This is a genomic window from Pseudoalteromonas sp. UBA6610 (assembly GCF_002433295.1).
Classification (GTDB): Bacteria; Pseudomonadota; Gammaproteobacteria; order Enterobacterales; family Alteromonadaceae; genus Pseudoalteromonas; species Pseudoalteromonas atlantica.
Map to the genome: position 1 here is coordinate 1 of NZ_DJHW01000084.1, position 21,881 is coordinate 21,881.

23 protein-coding genes are annotated in these 21,881 nt (G+C 41.9%); 16 read left to right on the forward strand and 7 right to left on the reverse strand.

Going from position 1 to position 21,881, the window contains the following annotated elements:
• On the reverse strand, positions 1-2,157 hold a 2,157-nt coding region (fadB, locus tag B4F91_RS11050), incomplete at its 3' end, for a fatty acid oxidation complex subunit alpha FadB (protein WP_264391090.1).
• Positions 2,158-2,452: 295 nt separating this feature from the next.
• Between fadB and B4F91_RS11055 the strand changes: the two genes are divergently transcribed.
• From B4F91_RS11055 to B4F91_RS11090, 8 genes are all read left to right on the forward strand, one after another.
• Positions 2,453-4,339, forward strand: coding sequence for a transglycosylase SLT domain-containing protein (locus B4F91_RS11055; RefSeq protein WP_264391089.1), 1,887 nt, complete (start codon positions 2,453-2,455; stop codon positions 4,337-4,339).
• A gap of 184 nt (positions 4,340-4,523) precedes the next feature.
• Complete coding sequence (gene pepQ, locus B4F91_RS11060) at positions 4,524-5,846, forward strand: Xaa-Pro dipeptidase (RefSeq protein ID WP_004588047.1); 1,323 nt, start codon at positions 4,524-4,526, stop codon at positions 5,844-5,846.
• An 86-nt stretch (positions 5,847-5,932) separates the two neighbouring features.
• Positions 5,933-6,547 (forward strand): YigZ family protein, encoded by a 615-nt coding sequence (locus tag B4F91_RS11065; RefSeq protein ID WP_024032141.1) that lies wholly within the window; start codon positions 5,933-5,935, stop codon positions 6,545-6,547.
• Between the two features lie 50 nt (positions 6,548-6,597).
• Complete coding sequence (locus B4F91_RS11070; protein WP_004588045.1) at positions 6,598-8,049, forward strand: TrkH family potassium uptake protein; 1,452 nt, start codon at positions 6,598-6,600, stop codon at positions 8,047-8,049.
• Between the two features lie 29 nt (positions 8,050-8,078).
• Positions 8,079-8,741, forward strand: a complete 663-nt coding sequence (locus B4F91_RS11075; RefSeq protein ID WP_004588044.1) for a PilZ domain-containing protein — start codon at positions 8,079-8,081, stop codon at positions 8,739-8,741.
• Between the two features lie 463 nt (positions 8,742-9,204).
• Positions 9,205-9,417 (forward strand): EF-hand domain-containing protein, encoded by a 213-nt coding sequence (locus tag B4F91_RS11080; RefSeq protein ID WP_004588043.1) that lies wholly within the window; start codon positions 9,205-9,207, stop codon positions 9,415-9,417.
• A 129-nt stretch (positions 9,418-9,546) separates the two neighbouring features.
• Positions 9,547-9,759, forward strand: a complete 213-nt coding sequence (locus tag B4F91_RS11085; protein ID WP_004588042.1) for a calmodulin-like protein — start codon at positions 9,547-9,549, stop codon at positions 9,757-9,759.
• A gap of 178 nt (positions 9,760-9,937) precedes the next feature.
• Positions 9,938-10,153 (forward strand): EF-hand domain-containing protein, encoded by a 216-nt coding sequence (locus B4F91_RS11090; protein WP_004588041.1) that lies wholly within the window; start codon positions 9,938-9,940, stop codon positions 10,151-10,153.
• Positions 10,154-10,238: 85 nt separating this feature from the next.
• Here B4F91_RS11090 and trkA read toward each other — a convergent pair whose 3' ends face one another.
• The 4 genes from trkA to def form a co-directional block, all read right to left on the reverse strand.
• Complete coding sequence (gene trkA, locus B4F91_RS11095) at positions 10,239-11,615, reverse strand: Trk system potassium transporter TrkA (protein ID WP_004588040.1); 1,377 nt, start codon at positions 11,613-11,615, stop codon at positions 10,239-10,241.
• Between the two features lie 75 nt (positions 11,616-11,690).
• Positions 11,691-12,986, reverse strand: a complete 1,296-nt coding sequence (gene rsmB, locus B4F91_RS11100; protein ID WP_286938588.1) for a 16S rRNA (cytosine(967)-C(5))-methyltransferase RsmB — start codon at positions 12,984-12,986, stop codon at positions 11,691-11,693.
• Positions 12,979-13,932 (reverse strand): methionyl-tRNA formyltransferase, encoded by a 954-nt coding sequence (gene fmt, locus B4F91_RS11105; RefSeq protein WP_286938587.1) that lies wholly within the window; start codon positions 13,930-13,932, stop codon positions 12,979-12,981. The genes rsmB and fmt overlap by 8 nt, the downstream gene beginning before the upstream one ends.
• Positions 13,933-13,953: 21 nt before the next feature.
• Positions 13,954-14,460: a peptide deformylase gene (gene def / locus B4F91_RS11110; RefSeq protein WP_004588037.1), complete on the reverse strand. Its 507-nt coding sequence runs from the start codon at positions 14,458-14,460 to the stop codon at positions 13,954-13,956.
• A 119-nt stretch (positions 14,461-14,579) separates the two neighbouring features.
• Here def and B4F91_RS11115 point away from each other — a divergent pair, with 119 nt between their 5' ends.
• The 6 genes from B4F91_RS11115 (at position 14,580) to hemF (ending at position 19,509) form a co-directional block, all read left to right on the forward strand.
• Positions 14,580-15,701, forward strand: coding sequence for a LysM peptidoglycan-binding domain-containing protein (locus tag B4F91_RS11115; RefSeq protein WP_004588036.1), 1,122 nt, complete (start codon positions 14,580-14,582; stop codon positions 15,699-15,701).
• Between the two features lie 31 nt (positions 15,702-15,732).
• Positions 15,733-16,824: a DNA-processing protein DprA gene (gene dprA, locus B4F91_RS11120; RefSeq protein ID WP_286938586.1), complete on the forward strand. Its 1,092-nt coding sequence runs from the start codon at positions 15,733-15,735 to the stop codon at positions 16,822-16,824.
• A gap of 1 nt (position 16,825) precedes the next feature.
• Entirely contained in the window at positions 16,826-17,299 is a 474-nt protein-coding gene (locus tag B4F91_RS11125; protein WP_004588034.1) for a DUF494 family protein, read from the forward strand.
• Positions 17,300-17,396: 97 nt separating this feature from the next.
• Entirely contained in the window at positions 17,397-17,972 is a 576-nt protein-coding gene (locus B4F91_RS11130) for a DNA topoisomerase family protein (protein WP_004588033.1), read from the forward strand.
• Between the two features lie 21 nt (positions 17,973-17,993).
• A complete protein-coding gene (locus tag B4F91_RS11135; RefSeq protein ID WP_264391087.1) occupies positions 17,994-18,557 on the forward strand; it encodes an L-threonylcarbamoyladenylate synthase in 564 nt (187 codons plus the stop codon).
• Between the two features lies 1 nt (position 18,558).
• Positions 18,559-19,509, forward strand: coding sequence for an oxygen-dependent coproporphyrinogen oxidase (gene hemF, locus B4F91_RS11140; RefSeq protein ID WP_264391086.1), 951 nt, complete (start codon positions 18,559-18,561; stop codon positions 19,507-19,509).
• 93 nt (positions 19,510-19,602) lie between these two features.
• On the opposite strand, the gene B4F91_RS11145 is transcribed toward hemF, so the two are convergent.
• Positions 19,603-20,040, reverse strand: a complete 438-nt coding sequence (locus tag B4F91_RS11145) for a group II truncated hemoglobin (RefSeq protein WP_264391085.1) — start codon at positions 20,038-20,040, stop codon at positions 19,603-19,605.
• A gap of 53 nt (positions 20,041-20,093) precedes the next feature.
• Between B4F91_RS11145 and aroE the strand changes: the two genes are divergently transcribed.
• Together aroE and B4F91_RS11155 are read left to right on the forward strand one after the other, a co-directional pair.
• Entirely contained in the window at positions 20,094-20,918 is an 825-nt protein-coding gene (gene aroE, locus B4F91_RS11150) for a shikimate dehydrogenase (protein ID WP_286938585.1), read from the forward strand.
• The gene (locus B4F91_RS11155; protein ID WP_264391083.1) at positions 20,915-21,175 is read left to right on the forward strand and encodes a DUF1488 domain-containing protein; all 261 of its coding nucleotides are present in this window, start codon (positions 20,915-20,917) and stop codon (positions 21,173-21,175) included. Before aroE ends, B4F91_RS11155 begins: the two co-directional genes overlap by 4 nt.
• On the opposite strand, the gene B4F91_RS11160 is transcribed toward B4F91_RS11155, so the two are convergent.
• Positions 21,158-21,694 (reverse strand): gamma carbonic anhydrase family protein, encoded by a 537-nt coding sequence (locus B4F91_RS11160; RefSeq protein WP_029773008.1) that lies wholly within the window; start codon positions 21,692-21,694, stop codon positions 21,158-21,160. The genes B4F91_RS11155 and B4F91_RS11160 overlap by 18 nt on opposite strands.
• Positions 21,695-21,881: the final 187 nt, after the last annotated feature.

Below are 21,881 nucleotides of genomic sequence, written 5' to 3' on the forward strand. Positions count from 1 at the left end.
ACCTTCCACCTTATAGAAAACACGACCTTCTTCGGCCCATTTGCGAGTTTGCTCTGATACTTGGTAAATCGCACCTAGGTGAGCATATTTGTCTGCTGCTGCAACAAAATTAGCTAAACCTGTTTGATCTAAGTAACGGAACGCGCCGCCTCTAAATGGAGGGAAACCAACGCCGTATACAAGGGCCATATCAGCTTCTTGAGGAGAAGCAACAATGCCTTCTTGTAAACAAAGAAGCACTTCGTTGATCATTGGGATCATACAACGGTCGATAATTTCTTGTTTATCAAATTCTTTCGGTGCATCAGTAATTGGCGCTAGTAGCTCAACTGCTGTTGCATCGGTTGATTTTTTAAGACGACCACGACGGTCTGTTTCGTACTTGTAAAAACCTGATTTGTTCTTTTGACCAAAACGTTTTTCGTTAGCAAAAACAGTTACCGGATCTTTTTCTGCGCGTGCCATACGCTCAGGGAATCCGTCTGCCATTACGCCAGTACAATGGTAAGCCGTATCAATACCTACAACATCAAGCAGGTAAGCCGGGCCCATTGGCCAGCCAAATACGTTTTCCATTACTTTATCTACTTTTGCAAAGTTAGCGCCTTCAACAACTAACTTGCTAAAGCCCGCAAAGTAAGGGAATAAAACACGGTTTACAAAAAAGCCTGGGCAATCGTTTACAACAATGGGAGACTTGCCAAGTTTAAGAGCGTAATCAACTACCGCGTTAATTGTTTTATCAGAGGTTTTTGCACCACGGATAATTTCTACTAATGGCATTTTTGGTACTGGGTTGAAAAAGTGCATACCACAGAAGTTTTCTGGCTTATCGAGTGCTTCTGCAAGTAAGTCTATACAAATAGTCGATGTGTTTGATGTAAGTACCGTGCCTTCTGGCATGTTCTTTTCAAGGTCAGCTAATACCGCTTGCTTAACTTTAGGGTTTTCTACAACCGCTTCAACAATAATGTTGGCGTTTTGTAGGTCTGCATCGTTAAGCGTTGGCTTAATTTTACTAAGCGTTGCCAGCATTTTTTCCATTGGCATATGGCCGCGTTTAACTTTTGCACCAAGTAGTTTAGATGCTTCACCCATACCTAAATCAAGCGCATCCTGTTGGATGTCTTTCATTACAATTGGGGTACCTTTATAAGCAGACTGGTATGCAATACCGCCGCCCATAATACCAGCGCCTAATACAGCCGCTTGTTTAATTTCTACATCGCTGTGCTTAGCAAGTTTACGTGCTTTACCTTTAATAAACTGGTCATTTAAGAAAATACCGGTTTGCGCTGCAGCTTCATTAGTGCGCGCAAGTTTTGCAAAGTTAGCATTTTCGATTGCCATTGCTTCATCGCGAGTACAGTTGGCCGCTGCTTTAATAGTGCGAACTGCCATAACCGGAGCAGGATAGTGGCCTTTGGTTTTACCCATTACCATACCTTCTGCCATCGCAAAGCTCATGCCTTGCTCAACACGGTTTAATTTAAGTGGCTGAAGTTTTACGTTGCGTTTTGCTTGCCAATCTAGTTTGCCGGCAATTGCTAATTCAAGTGTTGCTAGGCTTGACTCTAAAAGTTTGTCAGCACTAACTACCGCATCAAACGCACCTACTTTTAGGGCATCAGTGGCACGGTTTTCTTTACCTGAGGTAATCCAAAGCATGGCGTTATCTGCGCCAATAATACGTGGTAAGCGCACTGTGCCACCAAAACCAGGCATTATACCTAGTTTAACTTCTGGTAAGCCCATTTTAGCGGTTTCGCTTGCAACGCGATAATCGGTAGCAAGTGCCCACTCACAGCCGCCGCCAAGTGCCAAGCCATTTATAGCGCTAAGAGTTGGGAATGGTAAGTCTTCGATTGCGTCAAAAACGTCGGTTGCGTTTTTGATCCACGTTACTAATTCTTCTTCTGGTTTAGTAAATGTTGGTAAAAATTCGAAGATATCTGCACCAATAATAAAGTGATCTTTATCACTGGTAAAAATCATGCCTTTGATATCAGAATTAGACGCTAATTCTTTTAATGCTGCTGCACAATCTGAAAGAGTTTGCTGAGATAGTGTGTTTACAGAACCTGCAACACAAAACTTAAACTCGGCGATGTTTTCCTTTAGGAAGCTAACTTCAAAGGAATCGCTTTTATATAACATTATTATTCTCCCTAGTTGACGAACTAAGACTGGTACGATGAGTTTGCATTTCGACCAGTGTGCTTGCTTTAAAATTAAAATGCAACGAAAAATTTAACTCGGTTACAAACGGTTGGTTAAAATATAGCTGGTTTGGTGCTAAGGTGTACTGGAATATGCTAAAGGTACTCATTAATTATTATGAGTGCGTAAATTAAATGTTGTTCATACTTTATTAAAGGCACTCTCATTATTGTTTTAGTGTCTCAAACTGGAAATTATTAACCCTGACAGGTCGTTAAACCTAAAGGATATTATGAAAAAAATTTTATTAAGCGCTGTGGCAGCTGCCTTTATTCTTCCTTTTAGTTCTGCCCAAGCGAGTATCGATAATGACGCGTTTTTAGATGCTGAAAAAAAAGTGCGCTATGGAAGCTACCAAGACTTTAAAGAAGCAATAAACGGGTTAGACCACCCGCTAAAGCCGTATGTCGAAAAAACATATTGGCAACGCCATCCCAATTTTAAATACCAAAGCGAAATAGAAGATTACCTAACCATTTATGAACATACCCCGCTTGAGTGGCCGGTACGCAAAGCGTGGTTAGAGTATCTTGAAAAAAACAATAAAAAAGCAGCGTATATAAAAAACTACCGAGAAACGTCTAACGCAGCGCTAACATGCACGTTTTTAGATTTTCAGCTTGATTTAGGGGCGCCAGAAAAAGCCATTTTTAATCAGGTTACCGATTTATGGACGGTGGGTAAGTCGCAACCGAATGAATGCGACCCGCTATTTTTGCTTTGGCGCAAAAAAGGCTATTTAAATAATGAACTTATATGGAAGCGCATAACGCTTGCAGCGCAGGGCGGTACGCAAAGTTTACTCCCTTATTTAAAAACGTTGTTACCTAAAAACGAGCGTTACTTAGCCGATTTATACTTAAAAGTACGCCGCGACCCTAGTGCGGCAGCAGGCTTGTATCGTTATAAAACTAAGTCAGCAAAAGAAGCGCAAATAGCCATTTATGGTGTTAAGCGTTTAATTTGGCGCGATAAAGCGTTGGCTTTAAGAGCCTGGCAAAAGCTAGAAAAAATGTTTACTTACAGCGATGAAGAAAAAGCAGATCTATATTACACGTTTGCTTTATCGCTTGCTTCAAGTGGGCATAAGCAGGCCAGCTTTTGGCTTAATAAAGTGCCTAAAGCGCGACAAGACAGAAAGCTAATTCAGTGGCAACTTGGTAATATGCTTAAAACCCAAGACTGGGAAGGCATAGCGGCTTTTTTTACAGGTAAAGACGATTTAAGTTTAGGCCAGCAATATTGGCTTGCTTATAGCTATGCTAAGCGAGGCGAGCAACAAAAAGCAGACGAAATTTGGACTAAAGTGGCCGCTAACCGCGATTACTATGGTTTTTTAGCGGCGGCACGATTAGGGCTGCCGGTTGATTTAAATAATCAGCCTTTGCAGGTTGATCAAAAACTAGTAGAGAAGGTGAAGAATGCGCCGGGCTTTAAACGTGCAAAAGCACTTTACGAACTCGAGCGTTTTACCTCTGCACGCCGAGAATGGAATTACTTAACGAACACCTCTACTGATGAAGAAAAACTAGCTGCCTCAAAGGTTGCAGCGCAAAATAATTGGCACGATAACGTTATTTTCACGTTAGCTAAAATTAAAGCATGGGATTATGTTGAACTGCGTTTTCCGTTTGCATTTCAAGATATATTTGAGCGCTACAGTAAACGCAGCAAAATAGACCCCGCGTGGAGTATTGCAATTGCACGGCGCGAAAGCTCGTTTGCACCAGATGCGCGTTCGCATGCAAATGCGCGTGGTTTAATGCAATTGCTCCCTAGTACGGCAGAATACGTTAACAAAGCAAGGGTATCGAGTACGCGTTTGTACCAACCTAAAACCAATATACGCTTAGGTACTAGTTACTTGCAGTACTTAAAAAAGAAAAACAAAGGGAATGAAATACTTGCTACGGCTTCTTACAACGCAGGGTATCATCGTATTAAACGCTGGTTACCTGACGAAGCCATACCTGCAGAGCTATGGGTTGAGCTGATCCCGTATAGAGAAACGCGAGATTACGTAAAAAATGTGTTTGCTTATCGCCAGGTTTATCACACCCGGATGGGCCGAGAAGGAAATGTGCTCGCGCCGTTACTCAACATGAAAATGGGCGGGTAAATTATGTAATACCAATTACCTAAAATATTTAGCCATTCTAGCGTGCTAAATAAAGGGCTAATAACGTAACACGATGGGTATAAGTATTAGGGGGATATTTACATGTTAAATATCCCCCTTTTTTGAGCGCTTTACGTTTAAGTGGTAGACTCAAAGCAAGTTAAATTTAACAGATGGATTAACAATGGATAAATTAGCCGTTTTATATGCAGAGCATATTGCCACATTACAACAACGTACGCGTACAATTTGTGACCGTGAAGGGCTCGAGGGTTTAGTTATTCACTCAGGCCAAGCTAAGCGCCAGTTTTTAGACGACATGTATTACCCATTTAAAGTTAATCCACACTTTAAAGCATGGCTTCCTGTTATTGATAATCCACATTGTTGGATTGTGGTAAATGGTAGCGATAAACCTAAGCTTATTTTTTACCGCCCAGTTGATTTTTGGCACAAAGTACCAGATGAGCCGCGTGATTTTTGGGCTGAGTACTTTGATATAGAATTATTGCTACAGCCTGATCAAGTTGAAAAACTATTACCTTACGATAAAGCTAAATACGCTTACATGGGCGAATACCTAGAGGTAGCGCAAGCGCTTGGCTTTAGTATTATGAATCCTGAGCCGGTACTTAACTATTTTCATTATAACCGCGCTTATAAAACGCAGTACGAGCTTGAATGTTTACGCCAAGCCAACCGCATTGCGGTAGATGGACATAAAGCAGCACGCGATACGTTTTATAATGGTGGTAGCGAATTTGATATTCAGCAAGCGTACCTTATGGCTACACGCCAAAGCGAAAACGAAATGCCGTATGGCAACATAGTAGCGCTTAACGAAAACTGCGCTATTTTGCATTACACACATTTTGAGCCAAAAGCACCGCTTACTCATAATTCGTTTTTAATCGATGCTGGCGCAAACTTTAATGGGTATGCCGCAGATATAACCCGTACGTACGATTTTAAAAAACAGGGCGAATTTGCTGAGCTAGTACAAACTATGACGGCAATACAAATTGAGCTAGGCAACGCATTAAAGCCTGGCATGTTATATGGCGATTTACACGTTGATTGCCATAACCGTATTGCGCAAATTCTTAGCGACTTCAATATTGTAAACTTACCTGCAACAGAAATTGTGGAACGTAAAATTACCTCAACATTTTTCCCTCATGGCTTGGGCCATCACCTTGGCCTACAAGTGCACGATATGGGCGGCTTTATGCGTGATGATAAAGGCACCCACCAGCCATCGCCAGAAGGGCACCCATTCTTGCGTTGTACTCGTAAAATAGAGAAAAACCAAGTATTTACTATTGAGCCAGGGCTTTACTTTATAGACTCATTATTAGGTGATTTAGCGCAAACCGACAGTAAGCAGTTTATTAACTGGGAAAAAATTGAGTCGTTAAAACCATACGGCGGTATTCGTATTGAAGACAATATTATTGTTCACGAAGACAGCCTAGAAAATATGACTCGTGATTTAGCGCTCGACTAAGCTAATAAAGACGAGCTCGCCAATACGCGCTAAAATACGCGAATGCAAAGGGGCCTTTTGGCCCCATTTTTAATTGAGCTTTAATTATGTCTGAATATAAATACCCCGCCGATGATGTGTTTCATCAAGAAGAAATTAAAAAAAGCACCTTTATAGTTCATATCGCGCATACGCCAGACCTACAGGCTGCTAAAGCATTTATTAAAAGCATTGAAGAAAAGTACCCAGATGCTCGTCATAATTGTTGGGCGCACGTAGCGGGTAACCCAGGCGGAAGCCATGTTTATGGTTTTTCTGATGATGGCGAGCCAAATGGTACCGCAGGAAAGCCGATGCTTAATGTGCTGGTGGGTTCTGGACTTGGCGAAATTACTGCGGTTGTCACCCGTTATTTTGGCGGTATAAAGCTGGGCACCGGTGGGTTAGTGCGTGCCTATGGTGGGTCGCTTAATAATGCACTTTCGCAGCTAAAAACGGTGACTAAAGTACCGAGTATCGAGATTGTAGGCCAGAGTGAATACAGCATGCAGGGCGCAATAGAGCAATTGTTAAAAACCAATTATCAAGTACTTAATATAGAAAAACAATTTACTGCTAATATTGAATGGGTTATTACTATTGATAGCCGCCAAGCAAAACAGGCCATTAAAGATATTTTTGATTTAAGCCATGGCGCAGTTGAGTTAACTATCAAAGAGTAAGACAATAACTTACACACTTATATTTACTAATAATAAAAGCGATAAGCTACATGCAATTTCGTACCATCATAAAAATCCTTGGCCAACTTGTTGCGCTGTTTAGTATTACCATGGTGCCGCCTGCGGTGGTGTCTTTATTTTATAAAGATGGTGGTGGTGTTCCTTTTGTATTAGCGTTTATATTTAGTGTGGTTATTGGTTTAACAGCTTATTACCCAAACAGGCATGAAAACGGCGACTTAAAAGCACGCGAAGGCTTTTTAATTGTTGTACTGTTTTGGCTGGTACTAGGGGCGTTTGCATCGTTACCGCTGATTTTTTTACAAGAACCTAATTTGTCTATGGCCGATGCGGTATTTGAGGCCTTTTCTGGCCTTACAACCACTGGGGCCACGGTACTTACCGGAATTGAATACCTGCCTAAGTCTGTTTTGTTTTATCGCCAGCAATTACAGTGGTTTGGTGGTATGGGTATCATTGTACTTGCTGTTGCTATACTGCCCATGCTTGGGGTCGGTGGCATGCAGTTATACCGAGCTGAGATCCCAGGCCCAGTAAAAGATTCAAAAATGACCCCCCGTATTGCCGATACCGCAAAGCATCTTTGGTACATTTATGTGTCGTTAACGGTAACCTGTATGTTGGCGTATTGGGCGGCAGGTATGGAGTGGTTTGATGCTATATGCCATGCGTTTTCTACAGTGGCGATTGGCGGTTTTTCTACTTACGATGCCTCAATAGGGCACTTTGATAGCCCTGTCATTAACTTTATATGTGTTTTCTTTTTAATTATTGCTGCGGTTAACTTTTCACTGCATTACGCGGCAGTAGCGAGTCGTAATATTCAGGTATACATTCGCGACCCTGAATTTAAAGTTTTTTTACTGATACAGTTAGCGCTGGTGGTGATTTGTTTTACGGTGCTCTCATCTAACGAAATATTTGCCGATGGCGATGAAACCCTCGATCAGGCTTTATTTCAGGCGGTGTCTATGAGTACCACAGCCGGTTTTGCCACCGATAATTTTTCTACTTGGCCGCTGTTTTTGCCTATATTGCTTATTTTTTCGAGCTTTATAGGTGGCTGTGCAGGTTCAACCGGTGGCGGTATGAAAGTTGTACGCGTGTTTTTACTTTACCTACAAGGCATACGTGAGCTTAACCGCTTAGTGCACCCACGTGCTATATACTCTATTAAGCTTGGTCGTAAAGCCTTGCCCGATAAAGTAGTTGAAGCGGTTTGGGGGTTTTTCTCAGCGTACGCATTGGTGTTTATTATTATAATGCTGGCACTAATGGGAACCGGCATGGACAACATTACTGCGTTCTCTGCTACGGCGGCGTGTTTAAATAATTTAGGCCCAGGCTTAGGTGATGTTGCCTCGCATTATGGGGCGGTGAGCGATGGTGCCAAATGGCTATTAACCATTGCCATGGTATTTGGTCGCTTAGAAATATTCACCTTACTCGTGCTATTTACGCCGACCTTTTGGCGTGGGTAATAATATATAAATGATGCTTAGGAACAGGCATGCCACATTCTAATTTAGATAAATTACACCAGTTAACAACAGGGCGATTGGTCGACTTGGAAATTGTTACGCCTACCAGTAGTAAACGCGTAAAAACAGAGTTTATTGGCTTGCTAGAAAATAAATTTATTATTTTAAATTACCCAAGTTCAAAGCGTTTACCTGCTGCAAGTGATTACCTACGTGACGGTGTAATGGTGGTGGTAAGAGCGGTTATAGAAGGCAGTGGCGGACAAGTAATAGCATTTAGGCAGCAGCTTATGTCGGTTGCCTCACACCCTGCTAGGCTCATTTTTATTAATTACCCTACGCAAGTGCAGTTATTTGCACTGCGCGCGCAAACACGCATACCTACCTTATTACCTGCCAAATTAACTCTCAGTGACGATAGAGTACTTGAAGGGGTGATTAAAGACATCTCGCTTACCGGGGTGATGTTTGATGTACGCGGCGATCAAAACGATGAAAATATTAAAGATATGCAATGCACGGTGACGGTTGATACCAACAATAAAGCATTTACTGGCGAAATATGCAGTGTAAAAGAACACGCTGCGGGGGTTAATTGTGGCATTAAACTTCTAGCCAGTGAAGATGAAATGAAGGCATTTATGAAAGAGCATTTTATCGATCCCGCGATGCTTGAGCTGCCATTAGAATAAGCACTTTCGCTTAATAGCAACAAATGGCCATTTTTTATTTGAGTGGCAGTCATATTTTTAAAACTTCAAAAAATAATTTTTATTTTCTATAAAAATCAGCTGTATAGATTAGATTTACGAGTGAGTTATTTTAATACGTTAGCTCCCCCTCACGGCTAAAATTTAGTCTCTTTTTTCGATAAAACTTCATCCTTACAATTTACGCCGAAAATTGTAGCTTTTTTCTTTTATGTAACTAACTGTTTTTATTGCATTTAAAAACTTAGCTTTACCCTTTGTTGCTAGTTTGCAACATAAAACCCCCAAAAATTTATCAAAAATAGCCAAACACTCTTTTAACTGATTGAAATTAATGAACTTTTAAAACTTGGCATTCAAGTTGTAATAGTCTGGCTGTACTGAACAATAACGTGATTTAAAGTAAAACACTTAATCGCACACATATACTTGAAGGAATTATATTATGAAAAGCATTAATAAAACTTTAGCACTTATCGCCCTTGCTTCATCATCAGCGGCATTTGCAGCAACCGATTTTGATACGTTAGATGTAGATGGCAGCGGCACGATTAGCAAATCAGAGGCATCAATTGATGCAAAACTGATGAGCATGTTCTCAGAATTAGATACTGACCAAGATGGTGAGCTATCAAAAGAAGAATTTTCAGAAGCTTAAAGTGTGGTAACAATCCTGAGTTGCCAATGACAACCTAAGTAGGCAAGGGAGCTTACGAAAAAGGATTACAAGGATTGCGTACACCTCGTAGTGAACTTAACTAATTTGTTTATATTGAAGGATTAAATTATGAAGCATTTAAATAAAGCACTCGCATTTATGGCTATTGCCTCTTCTTCTGCTGCCTTTGCAGGGACTGATTTTGACACCCTAGATGTAGATGGCAATGGCGCCATTAGCCAAGCTGAAGCATCGGTTGATGCGGATTTAATGGCTGAGTTTGTTGAGCTTGATACCGATGGAAATGGTGAGCTTTCAAAGCAAGAGTTCTCTAAATACTAGGGTGTGATGGTCTTTGCCAATTGAGCGCAGGACAGCGCATGTTCACTTAGCAAAGAGTCATTTGCTCTAATCCAATGTGCATTAAAACTTAATAATGCACATTGGCAAAAGCACTTTTTAGTTAATTTTTAAACCCATGGATCTTAGAAAAGGATTTCCTCTTAATTAGGACACAACTATGAAAACATTAAATACAGCACTTGCCGTTATCGTATTAGCTTCTTCATCAGCGGCGTATGCTGCAGTCGACTTTGCCTCGTTTGATGCCGATGGTGATGGTGCAATTTCAAAGCAAGAAGCGCAGGTAAATTCACAGCTAGTGAAAATTTTTGACCAGCTAGATACTGATGGTAATGGTGAAATTTCTGAGCAAGAGTTTTCAAAAGTACAGTAATTAGTAAGCTGCTAAGCAGGGTTGCCTAGCATTAAAAAACATACTCCACTAAAGCCGCCTTAGTCAGCGGCTTTTTTGTGTTTAACTATAAGAATATAGCGCTAACTTGGAATAGCTTTTCTACTACGTTGATATGCTTTTTATCGATTAAAAACATAATAACGTGATCACCAGACATAATAACGGTGTCGTCGTGGGCAATCAGTACGTCGTCATTACGTACAATAGCGCCAATCGTTGTACCTGCAGGTAGCTTGATATCGGCAATTGCACGGCCAACTACTTTTGATGTGTTTTCATCGCCGTGGGCAACGGCTTCAATGGCCTCTGCCGCGCCTTTACGTAACGAGTACACATTAACAATATCGCCACGGCGTACGTGTGTAAGTAGCGCCGAAATAGTTGCTTGTTGTGGTGATATAGCAATGTCTATTTCACCCCCTTGCACTAAATCTACATACGCACCACGCTGTATAAGCACCATGGTTTTTTGTGCGCCCATGCGTTTTGCAAGCATGGCCGACATTATATTTGCTTCATCGTCGTTGGTTACGGCAATAAACACATCAACTTGCTCTATGTGCTCTTCAGATAGTAGTTCTTGGTCTGAGGCGTCTCCACAAAACACGACGGTGTTATCTAGCATTTCAGAGAGTTGCTCAGCACGCTCTTTACTGCGCTCTAGTAATTTAACGCTGTGGTTTTTTTCCAGTGAGCGAGCAAGGCCTGCACCAATGTTACCACCACCGGCTATCATAATTTTTTTGTAAGAACGCTCAAGCTTTTGTAGCTCGTTCATAACCGCACGAATATGCTTAGTGGCAGCAATGAAAAATACTTCATCGTCCGCTTCTATTACCGTAGTGCCCAGCGGCTTTATAGCTTTACCTTGGCGATAAATTGCTGCTACACGGGTTTCTACATTCGGAATATGCTCTTTTAAAGCAGAAAGCGCATAACCCACTAATAAGCCACCGTAGTAAGCTTTTACAGCCACAAGAGAGAGCATGCCATCGGCAAATTGCAGCACTTGCAACGCGCCTGGGTAATCTATTAAACGGCGAATATATTTGGTAACAAGTGCTTCGGGGGCAATATAGTGATCAACCGGGAGGTCATCGTTATGAAATAGCTTTTCGCGGTATTTTAAATATTGCTCTGATCGGATACGGGCTATTTTAGTGGGCGTATTAAAAATACTATACGCGACTTGGCAGGCCACCATATTGACTTCATCTGAGCTGGTTACCGCAATAATCATGTCGGCGTCTTCAGCACCTGCACGTCTGAGCACATCTGGGTGTGCACTGTGCCCCGTGACCCCTTGTAAGTCGTACTTATCTTGTAGCTCTCGTAAGCGGTTGCCGTCTATATCAACAACGGTTATTTCGTTTTGTTCGCCAACTAAGTTTTCAGCAAGCGTACCACCGACTTGTCCGGCACCGAGTATGATTATTTTCATTATTTACCCGAATTACTGTTTAATTAAAAAAATAGCCATTTACTGTTTAATAAATGGCTATTGAGTGTACGGCTATTAGGCTTTTTTAACTAGCTTAGCGTAATAAAATCCGTCGCTTTCACCTGGTAGTAATTGTAAACCAGGGTTGGTAACTGTGTCGTTGTCGTGCAGTGGTATATGCTCAACGTCACTATTATTAGCTAAAAATTTAGCGACTTGCTGTTGGTTCTCTTGCGGCAGTACCGAACAGGTTGCGTATATCATTGTGCCGCCTGGTTTAAGTAGCGGCCAAATGCTATTGAGTATATCGCTTTGTAGTGTGGCTAAGTCTTCAATGTCTGATGCGCGGCGAAGCCATTTTATATCTGGGTGGCGGCGTATAACACCGGTTGCCGAACAAGGGACATCTAATAAAATGCGGTCAAACTGTTGCTCATCCCACCAGGTGTGAGGCTGCGAAGCGTCTGCACATTGTAGGTCTGAGCCTAAACCGATACGGGTTAAATTTTGTTTAACACGTTCTAGGCGAGTGGCGTCACTATCAAGTGCTAATACTTCTGCATCGGCAAGCTCTAATATATGACATGTTTTACCGCCAGGTGCTGCACAGGCATCTAAAATGTATTCATCAGCTTGAGGTGCTAAAAAGCGTGCGGCTAATTGCGCTGCGGCGTCTTGTACAGAGCAGGCGCCCACATCAAATTCTGGCAACGAAAATACATCACGCGGCTTCGCTAGTTTAATACCATCAACAAACTCAGGGTTTAACGTGTGCTCTATATCGTTAGCCGTTAACATCTCGCTGTATTGTTGCGTGCTGTATTGGGCTTGATTGACACGTAACCACATAGGGGCTTGTTGTTGGTTTTCTTCAAGAAGCGCTTCCCAGTTGTCTGGGTAGGCAGCTTGCACTTGTTTAATAAACCAATTTGGATGGTTATATAAACACACTGGTATTTGCCTGGCTTTTTCTTCAAGCTCGCTTTGTTGGCGCTGAAAACTACGCAAAATAGCGTTGATTAAGCCTTTTAAGCCTAATGCACGCATTTGGCCAAGGGCATTAACGGTTTCAGAAATGGCGGCATGCGGTGGCACGCGCATATGCTGCAGCTGATAGATACCGACATACAACAAAAACTGAAAAATACGACGCTTACCTTTAAGTGGCTGCTCTACTAAATGTTGGCAGTAGTTTTCAAGGCTAGGTAGGTAGCGCAACACGCCGTAACAAATTTGCTGTAATAGCGCTTTGTCTTTAGGGGGCAGCCCTTGGCTGGCAAATGGTAGCTCTTGATTTAGCGAAGCGCCTTTATCAACCACGTTATATAAAGTTTCAGCGGCAAGCGCACGTACGTTTTGAACATTACTCATTATTTTCGCCTAATACGGTGCCAGGAGTTACCCAGTCACTGCGACCGTTTAAAAAGTCGCTAATTGCCATTGGTTTTTTACCTTGGGGTTGCAGCTGTGTAATACTTAATGCCTGCTTGCCACACGCCACTACAATGCCGTTTTTATCGCTTGATAAAACAACGCCCGCACGGCCTGTTCGCTCAACGACTGAGGCTTGGTAAATTTTTACGCTGTGCTCACCCATTTGAGTAAAACACACTGGCCATGGATTAAACGCACGAATATTACGCTCAATTTGTACAGCATCCATCGTCCAATCAATATTTGCTTCCTCTTTTGAAAGCTTTTTAGCGTAATTTGCCAGCTCGTCGTTTTGCGGCTCTGCTATAAGCTCGCCATTGGCTAACTTATTAATGGTTTGAACAAGTGCTCCGGGACCAAGTTCAGCCAGTTTGGTGTATAAACTGGCACTGGTTTCATCCGCAGCAATAGGGCAGCGGCTAATGTGCAGCATGTCGCCGGTATCAAGCCCTTCATCCATTTGCATTATGGTTACGCCGGTATCTTCATCGCCAGCCCAAATTGCGCGCTGTATAGGCGCAGCACCGCGCCAGCGCGGTAAAATAGAGCCATGCACATTTAAGCAACCTAAGCGTGGTGCCTCTAAAATGGCTTTTGGTAAAATTAAGCCATAAGCCACCACAATCATGATATCGGCATTTAAGCTTTTAAGCTCAGTGAGTGCGTCTTCATTTTTTAATGATTGTGGCTGAAAAACAGGTAGTTCATGTTCAAGCGCAAGCGCTTTTACTTCACTGGCTTTTAATTTTTTACCACGCCCAGCAGGGCGATCTGGTTGGCTGTAAACACCAACAATTTGGTGTTCGCTTTGAATTAACGCTTGTAGGTGACGAGCGGCAAAGTCCGGCGTACCGGCAAATATAATGCGTAGTGGTTTTGTCACTGAGTTTTCCTAAGGTGCTTATTACTTCGCGGCAAATTTAGCTTCTTTTTCAAGCTTTTTGCGAATACGTTGACGCTTTAATGGCGATAGGTAATCAATAAATAGTTTACCTTGTAAGTGATCTAGTTCGTGTTGAATACAAATAGCTAATAGCTCATCTGCATCTAGTACAAATTCTTCACCATTTTCGTTAAGAGCAGCAACGGTTACGGTTTCAGCACGGTCTACTTTTGCGTAAGAGTTAGGCACTGATAAACAGCCTTCTTCGCTAATTGTTGCACCATCTTTTTTAATAATTTGTGGGTTAATTAAAACCAGTGGCTCGTCGCGTTCTTCTGATACGTCGATCACCACAATACGTTGATGAATATCAACCTGTGTAGCAGCTAGCCCAATGCCGTTTTCATCGTACATTGTCTCTAGCATGTCTTTTACAATTTGGCGAACGTTGTCATCAACCTGTGCAACTTCTTTTGCTACCGTACGTAAACGCTCATCTGGAAATCTTAAAACTTCTAACCTAGCCATAGTTACCTTTTTACACTTGTGCTTAATTTAGGGTATTGTATGCTCTTATTTTAGCCATTCGCGTTCCCCTTTAACAGGTTTTGGTCAATAATAATGAAAAAACAATACAAGGAAGCCCAATGAAATCTCAATTGGCTGCAATTATGTTTGCACTAAGTACTGCTTTTCCTGCAGTCGCTGATGTTTTACAAATAAAAAAAGATGCTCCAAAACAATATGTTGTAAAAAAAGGCGATACCCTTTGGGATATTTCCGGCATTTATTTAGAAGAACCATGGCTGTGGCCAGAGTTGTGGCAAATGAACCCGCAAATAGATAACCCGCATCTAATTTACCCAGGCGATGCACTCGCGTTAGTGTACGACGCCGACGGTAACCCGCGTTTGGTGATTAATAAAGCGTACAGAAAATTATCGCCGCAAGGGCGTATTACACCAAAAGGTAATAACGCCATCACCACTTTGCCACTTGAAATAATTAAACCTTATTTAAGTTATGAGCAAGCGATTAACAGCGATGACATAGATGATAAGCCGTATATTTTAGGGGCAAACGAAAATACTAAAACGCAAACTCTCGGGCATATTTTATACGTTAAGGGCGATTTAAAAGTACATAAAGCATATGCTATTTATCACAAAGGCGAACCTTACATAGATACACAAACCGGTGAAGAGCTAGCCACTCGCGCTACTTATGTCGGTATGGCTCGTGCATTTAGAACGGGCGATGAAAGCAATGGCGTACCATCGTCTTTACGGGTTGAGTCAGTTAAACAAGAAATACAACAAGGCGATTTTTTACTCCCTGCTATGCAAGGGCAAATGTTACCAGCGTACTTTAATATGCATCGTCCTAAGCAAAGTGTATCAGGCAGTGTTATTGACTCGCCGCGCCAAGTAAGAGAATTCAGCACAATGGATGTAGTGGTGCTAAACTTAGGTGCTGAGCAACAAATTGAAGTTGGTCATATCCTCGATTTGGAACGCCAATCACCCACCGTTATTGATGGCCCTCGAGGACCGCGTTATCCAGAGGATTCGAGCAAATTTGAAAAGCTTTTATCTGATGCTGGTGAATTATTTGGCAGCGAGCCAGATGAAGACACCACAACATGGACAATGCCACACGAAAAAGTGGGTGAGTTAATTGTATTTAAAGTGTATGACAAAGTGAGTTATGCATTAATAACAAAAAATCAGCACCCAATTCGCGTTGGAGATAGTGTAGTAATTCATTAAGTTGTAGCGAGTCGGTGCTCTAGGAGAGAGCATGGATCAGTCATCTGGCAAGCTAGCCCACTGGCTTGCCTTTTATATGTGTAAAGGCTTAGGTATTAAAACACTGTTAGCCTTATCACATACTCACCCCCTCGAATCATTATTTGATTTAAACCAAAGTGAATTACAACAGCTTGGCCTTACCCAAAACCAAGCCTGCAACTTACTCAATACCAATTGGCAGCAAGTAAACAATTACGAGCAACAAATACAGCAGCTTAATATTACAGTGGTGTGTATTTTTGATGCGCTATACCCAAACGAGCTAAAACACATAGCCAGTGCCCCTTTACTGTTATTTTGTAAAGGCGATATATCGCTGTTATCTAGCCCGCAAGTGGCCATTGTTGGTAGTAGAAACGCGACCCCTACGGGGCTCGAAATAGCCTCAGAGCTTGCTTATCAGCTTACTTTAGCCGGTATTACTGTTACCTCGGGCATGGCGCGGGGTATTGATGGTGCCGCGCACAAAGGTGCATTGGCCAATAATGGCAAAACAATTGGTGTATTAGGGACTGGGGTTGATATTTACTACCCCAAACGCCATAAATTATTAACAGACCAAGTATTAGAGCATGGCTTATTAATAAGCGAGTTTTTACCGGGTACCGCTGCTAATGCGCATAACTTTCCCCGCAGAAACCGTATTATATCTGGTCTGTCTTTAGGCGTGGTTATTGTAGAGGCCGAAATTAAAAGCGGTTCATTGATCACGGTACGTTACGCTATTGAACAAAATAAAGAAGTGTTTGCAGTACCTGGGTCTATTAAAAACCCTTTATCGCAAGCGAGTCACTTTTTAATAAAGCAGGGCGCTAAGTTAGTCGAAAATGTAACAGATATTTTAGATGAGGTGAGCTTTTCTTATCAAAGCGGTCTATATAATAAAGAGGAGCCTGTAAACAAACAGTCACAGTGTGAGGTGTTAAATAGTATAGGGTATGAGGTAACCAGTGTTGATGAAATTGTACGTCGCGCCAAGTGGCCAATTGATAAAGTGCTGGCAAGGTTGCTCGATTTAGAGTTAGACGACGAAATAGAGCGAGTGTTAGACGGGTATATAAAGCTAAGCACAGGAAGGTAATATGTTTGATATTCTCATGTATCTTTTTGAAAACTACATTCACAGTGAAGCCGATATTTATATTGAAGAAAACGAGCTTACCGATGAATTACTTCGCGCGGGCTTTAATAAGACCGAAATTTTTAAAGCGTTAAACTGGCTTGAACAATTGGCCGATTTACAACGCAGCGACGAGTCGCCCTACTTAATTACAAAGCCTCACCAAGCAATGCGCATTTTTACCGATAGCGAATGCAAAATGTTAAACGTTGAATGCCGTGGCTTTTTGATGTTTTTAGAGCAAATAAGGGTGGTTAACAGTGTAACCCGTGAAATGGTTATGGACCGCCTTGCCGCATTAGATAAACCCTATATTTCGCTCGATGACTTAAAGTGGGTGGTGCTTATGGTGTTATTTAACGTACCTGGCTCAGAAGAGGCTTACGAGCAGATGGAAGACCTTATATTTGACGAACCCACCGAACTTCTTCATTAAAATTGTATGCCAAACCACTTAAACATATATGCACAGCTTGTATCTTTAAGTGGTTTGGGTATATTAGGCGAAAATTCAGCAACCCGTTAGGAACCTCATGAGTAAAATCGACCATTCGCTTTTCTCGGCGGATAAACACGCCTTAGAAAAAGAATACGAAGTCTGCCCACAATGTGGTTCTGAATTAGTGATCCGTAACTCTAAAACAGGTCCGTTTTTGGGTTGTGCTAGTTACCCTAAATGCGACTTTATTCGTCCATTAGCGCATCACGACAGCAACGAAATAAAGGTTCTTGAAGATTCAGCCTGCCCACAGTGCACAAAACCGCTGGTGGTTAAAAACGGCCGTTATGGCATGTTTATTGGCTGTACAGGGTACCCTGAGTGTCATTATATCGCCCACGATGACGAACCTAATAATAACGATGATGAATTACCTGGGTGTCCTAAATGTAAAAAAGGGCAGCTAGTTGCACGCAGCAATAAATTTGGTAAAACGTTTTACTCATGCGATTGTTACCCAAGCTGTAAATATACTCTAAATAACAAACCCATAGCCAAACCATGCCCTAAGTGCGATTGGCCGCTTGTTATAGAGAAAAAAATGGCCAATGGTACTGTGCTACAGTGCCCACAAAAAAGTTGCCTGCATAAACTTACCACTACTGATTAATATAAATTTCTGGAGCATATTTTGTCAGACCTTTCTACATTGCCTACGGCTATATCTTGCTTAGAGCAAGGTGAAGTTATTTTATATCCTACTGAAGCTGTCTATGGCTTAGGGTGTGATCCAGATAATCAGCAAGCTGTTGAGAAGTTGCTAGAAATAAAACAGCGCCCCGTTGAAAAGGGCCTTATTTTAATCGCCGATAACTACGGCCAGTTATTAAAGTATGTTGACGATGTAAAGCTGCCAATGGACAAACGCGCTGATATTTTCTCTAGTTGGCCCGGTGCTATTACTTGGGTAATGCCTGCAGCTAAAAATACGCCTAAATGGTTAACTGGGCAGTTTGATACGATTGCCGTTCGGGTTACTGATCATCCAAGTGTTAAGCGCTTATGCCAGCAATTAGGCAAGCCTCTTGTCTCCACTAGTGCTAATTTAACCGGACAGCCAACGGTAACAAGTATTGAACAAGCCAAGCAGCAATTTGCAGATAAGGTAGGCTGTTACATTGATGAGCCCTTAGGGGGCAACATGCAGCCTAGCACAATTAAAGATGCCATGACCGGCAAAGTATTTAGAGGTTAATATGCAAAGCGAATTATTAGAACAAGTAAAAGCGTATTTTATGGCTTTGCAAGACACCATTTGCCAAGGTTTAGAGCAGGCCGATGGCAGTGCAAAATTTGTAGAGGATAGCTGGCAACGTGCCGAAGGCGGTGGCGGGCGCACACGTGTTACCACTAACGGTAATGTAATAGAGCAAGGCGGCGTTAACTACTCGCATGTGTTTGGTGCATCTATGCCGGGCTCTGCGACCGCTCATAGGCCTGAGCTTGCGGGGCGAAGCTTTCATGCATGTGGCGTTTCATTAGTTATTCATCCAAAAAACCCACATGTTCCTACAAGTCATGCCAATGTACGCTTTTTTATAGCCGAAAAAGAAGGCGAAGAGCCTATTTGGTGGTTTGGCGGGGGCTTTGACTTAACGCCTTTTTACCCCGTTTTTGAAGATGTACAGCATTGGCACCAAGTCGCACACGACATTTGTGCACCGTTTGGTGAACAAGTGTATCCAAAATACAAAACGTGGTGTGATGAATATTTTTACCTAAAACATCGCGACGAAACACGCGGTGTAGGCGGCTTATTTTTTGATGACTTAAACGAGCTAGGGTTTGAGCAGAGCTTTGCATTTATGCAATCGGTTGGTAATGGTTTTTTAGATGCTTACTTACCTATTATTGAGCGTCGTAAAAATGATGAATTCACGCAACAGCAGCGTGACTTTCAATTGTATCGCCGCGGTCGTTACGTAGAATTTAACCTTGTTTGGGATAGAGGCACTTTATTTGGCTTACAAAGCGGTGGGCGCACAGAGTCTATATTAATGTCGATGCCGCCACTGGCGCGTTGGGAATACAATTATAAGCCCGCGCCCGATAGCGCAGAGGCTAATTTGTATCAATACTATTTACGTCCACAAGAGTGGCTAAGCACTAACCCCACTGATTTGATAGCCAGAGAGTGGCAGTTATAAATATTAAATTAAGGTAGGAATTGTTTAATCCGCAAAGCTCAACAAACCCTAATAAAAGGCGCTTAACAGCGCCTTTTTGCTAAGTAGTTACAATTAGTGCTCATTAATCATATGGGTGGCAAGTTGTCCAAAAGACTGCTTTAACCCTTCGCGCAGTAGGGGGTTGTCTACTTCTATATCGAGCGTTTTATTCATGCAATACATCCACTGATCGCGCAGGTCTTTATTTATAGTAAAAGGCATATGGCGTTTGCGCAGCATAGGTTGGCCATGTTTTTCAGTAAATAGGTTAGGGCCGCCTAACCAACCCGATAAAAACTCAAAAAACACTTGGCGAATTCTATCTAATGGCAGAGGATGCATATCATATAATGGTTTGGCGTATTCATCGCCGGCCATTATGTCGTAGAATCTATTAGCAATAGCACGGGTACCTGCTTCTCCACCAATAATTTCATACGGTGTTTTCTCAGGAGTGGGCGCTGGTTGCTCAGGAGCTGGTTTAGATTTTGAAAAAAGTCGTTTAATCATATTACTTATCATCGTTAATAGGCAGTGTACAACTGCAAAGAGGTTGCTTTAAAATGGACAAATATGCGGTTTTTGGAAATCCAATCAAACATTCAAAATCCCCCGCGATACATAAACAATTTGCTGTATCTTTGGGTGAGCAAATCGACTACCGCGCAATATTAGCACCTATCGATCACTTTGAAAAAACAGTAACCACCTTTTTTGAGCGAGGCGGAATAGGTGCCAATGTTACTATGCCATTTAAAGAGCAAGCGTATGCCATGGCTGATGAGCTCACCCCACTTGCTAAAATTGTTGGTGCAGTTAATACACTTAAAAAACGCGATGATGGCACTTTGTTAGGCGATAACACCGATGGCGTGGGCTTTGTTAATGATTTACTTGCCAATGAAGTGACAATTACCAATAAGCGTATTTTAATTATTGGTGCTGGTGGTGCAGCAAGAGGGGTGATACTACCGCTACTTGAGCATAATCCAGCTGAAATAACGATTGTTAATCGCACGGCAAAAAAAGCGCAAGACTTAGCGCAACTATTTGCTGAATATGGCAAGGTAACAGGCTATGGGTTTGATACATTACCAGTAAGCAATTACTCACTTATCGTAAATTCTACCTCTAGCAGTATGAACAACGAGTTACCAGCACTTGACGAAAAACACCTAAGTCAGTGCGCAGTGGCATACGATATGTTTTACTCCCAGCAAAATACCGTATTTATGAACTGGGTTGCAGAGCATAATAACCACGCTAAGCTGTTAGATGGCAGTGGTATGTTAGTAGGCCAAGCCGCACAGTCATATTATGTATGGCGTAATAAAATGCCCGCCATACTTCCTGTTGTTAAAGCACTAAAACAAGGCATGCTTAAATGAATCAAGCCATACAGTTTATAGATAGACTCGAGTTTAGAGAACCTTCCCACCAACTAGTCTTTTTCGCACAAGTAACAGGGATGCTGGTGGAGTGTATTATAGATTTACGAAAGCTAGGGCTTCAAGATGAAAGCCACGCAACGCAGCATTTTGATAAATACCGGTTTGATTACGAAGAATGTGCCGAGCAACTTATAGAAGATGAAAGTTATAACTCGGCAGGGCAGATAGAAGTGAATCTAATTGATCTCTGCTAAATACTCGTCTTTTAATTGCACATAGTTATCTGCCGATACTTTTAAAAAGGCAAGCTCTTGCTCTGTTAATGGGCGGGCTTGCTTTACTGGACTACCAACATATAAATAACCAGACTCCAATCGTTTATTTGGCGGTACTAATGACCCCCCACCAATAATAACGTCGTCCTCTACTATTACATTATCCATTACAATAGCGCCCATACCGACAAGTATACGATTTCCAAGCGTACATCCATGCAGCATCACCTTGTGTCCTACTGTCACATCATCACCAATAATAAGTGGGTAACCATCTGGGTTACTTTTAGTCGCGCGTGATAAATGAAGAACACTACCGTCTTGTATATTTGTACGTTCACCAATACGTATATAGTTAACATCTCCTCGCGCTGCCACTAAAGGCCATACGCTACAGTGGTCACCAATCGTAATATCTCCTACCAAAACAGACGACTCATCAACATAAACAGACGAATTAAAAGAGGGAGTCACACCTTTATAAGAACGGATAGCCATATATATACCTTTTAAATACCAGTTATAGTCGCTTGAGTGTAACAGCAACACTTAAATATAGGCCAGAAAAGGCCTGTTTTGATTATAAAACTACCAGTTATAGAGGGTTTAGTTCACATATTGACCGAATAGTGCTTTTTTTTGGTTTTTCTTTAAAAAAGTGCTTGCGTAAAAATCTGTTCTCCCT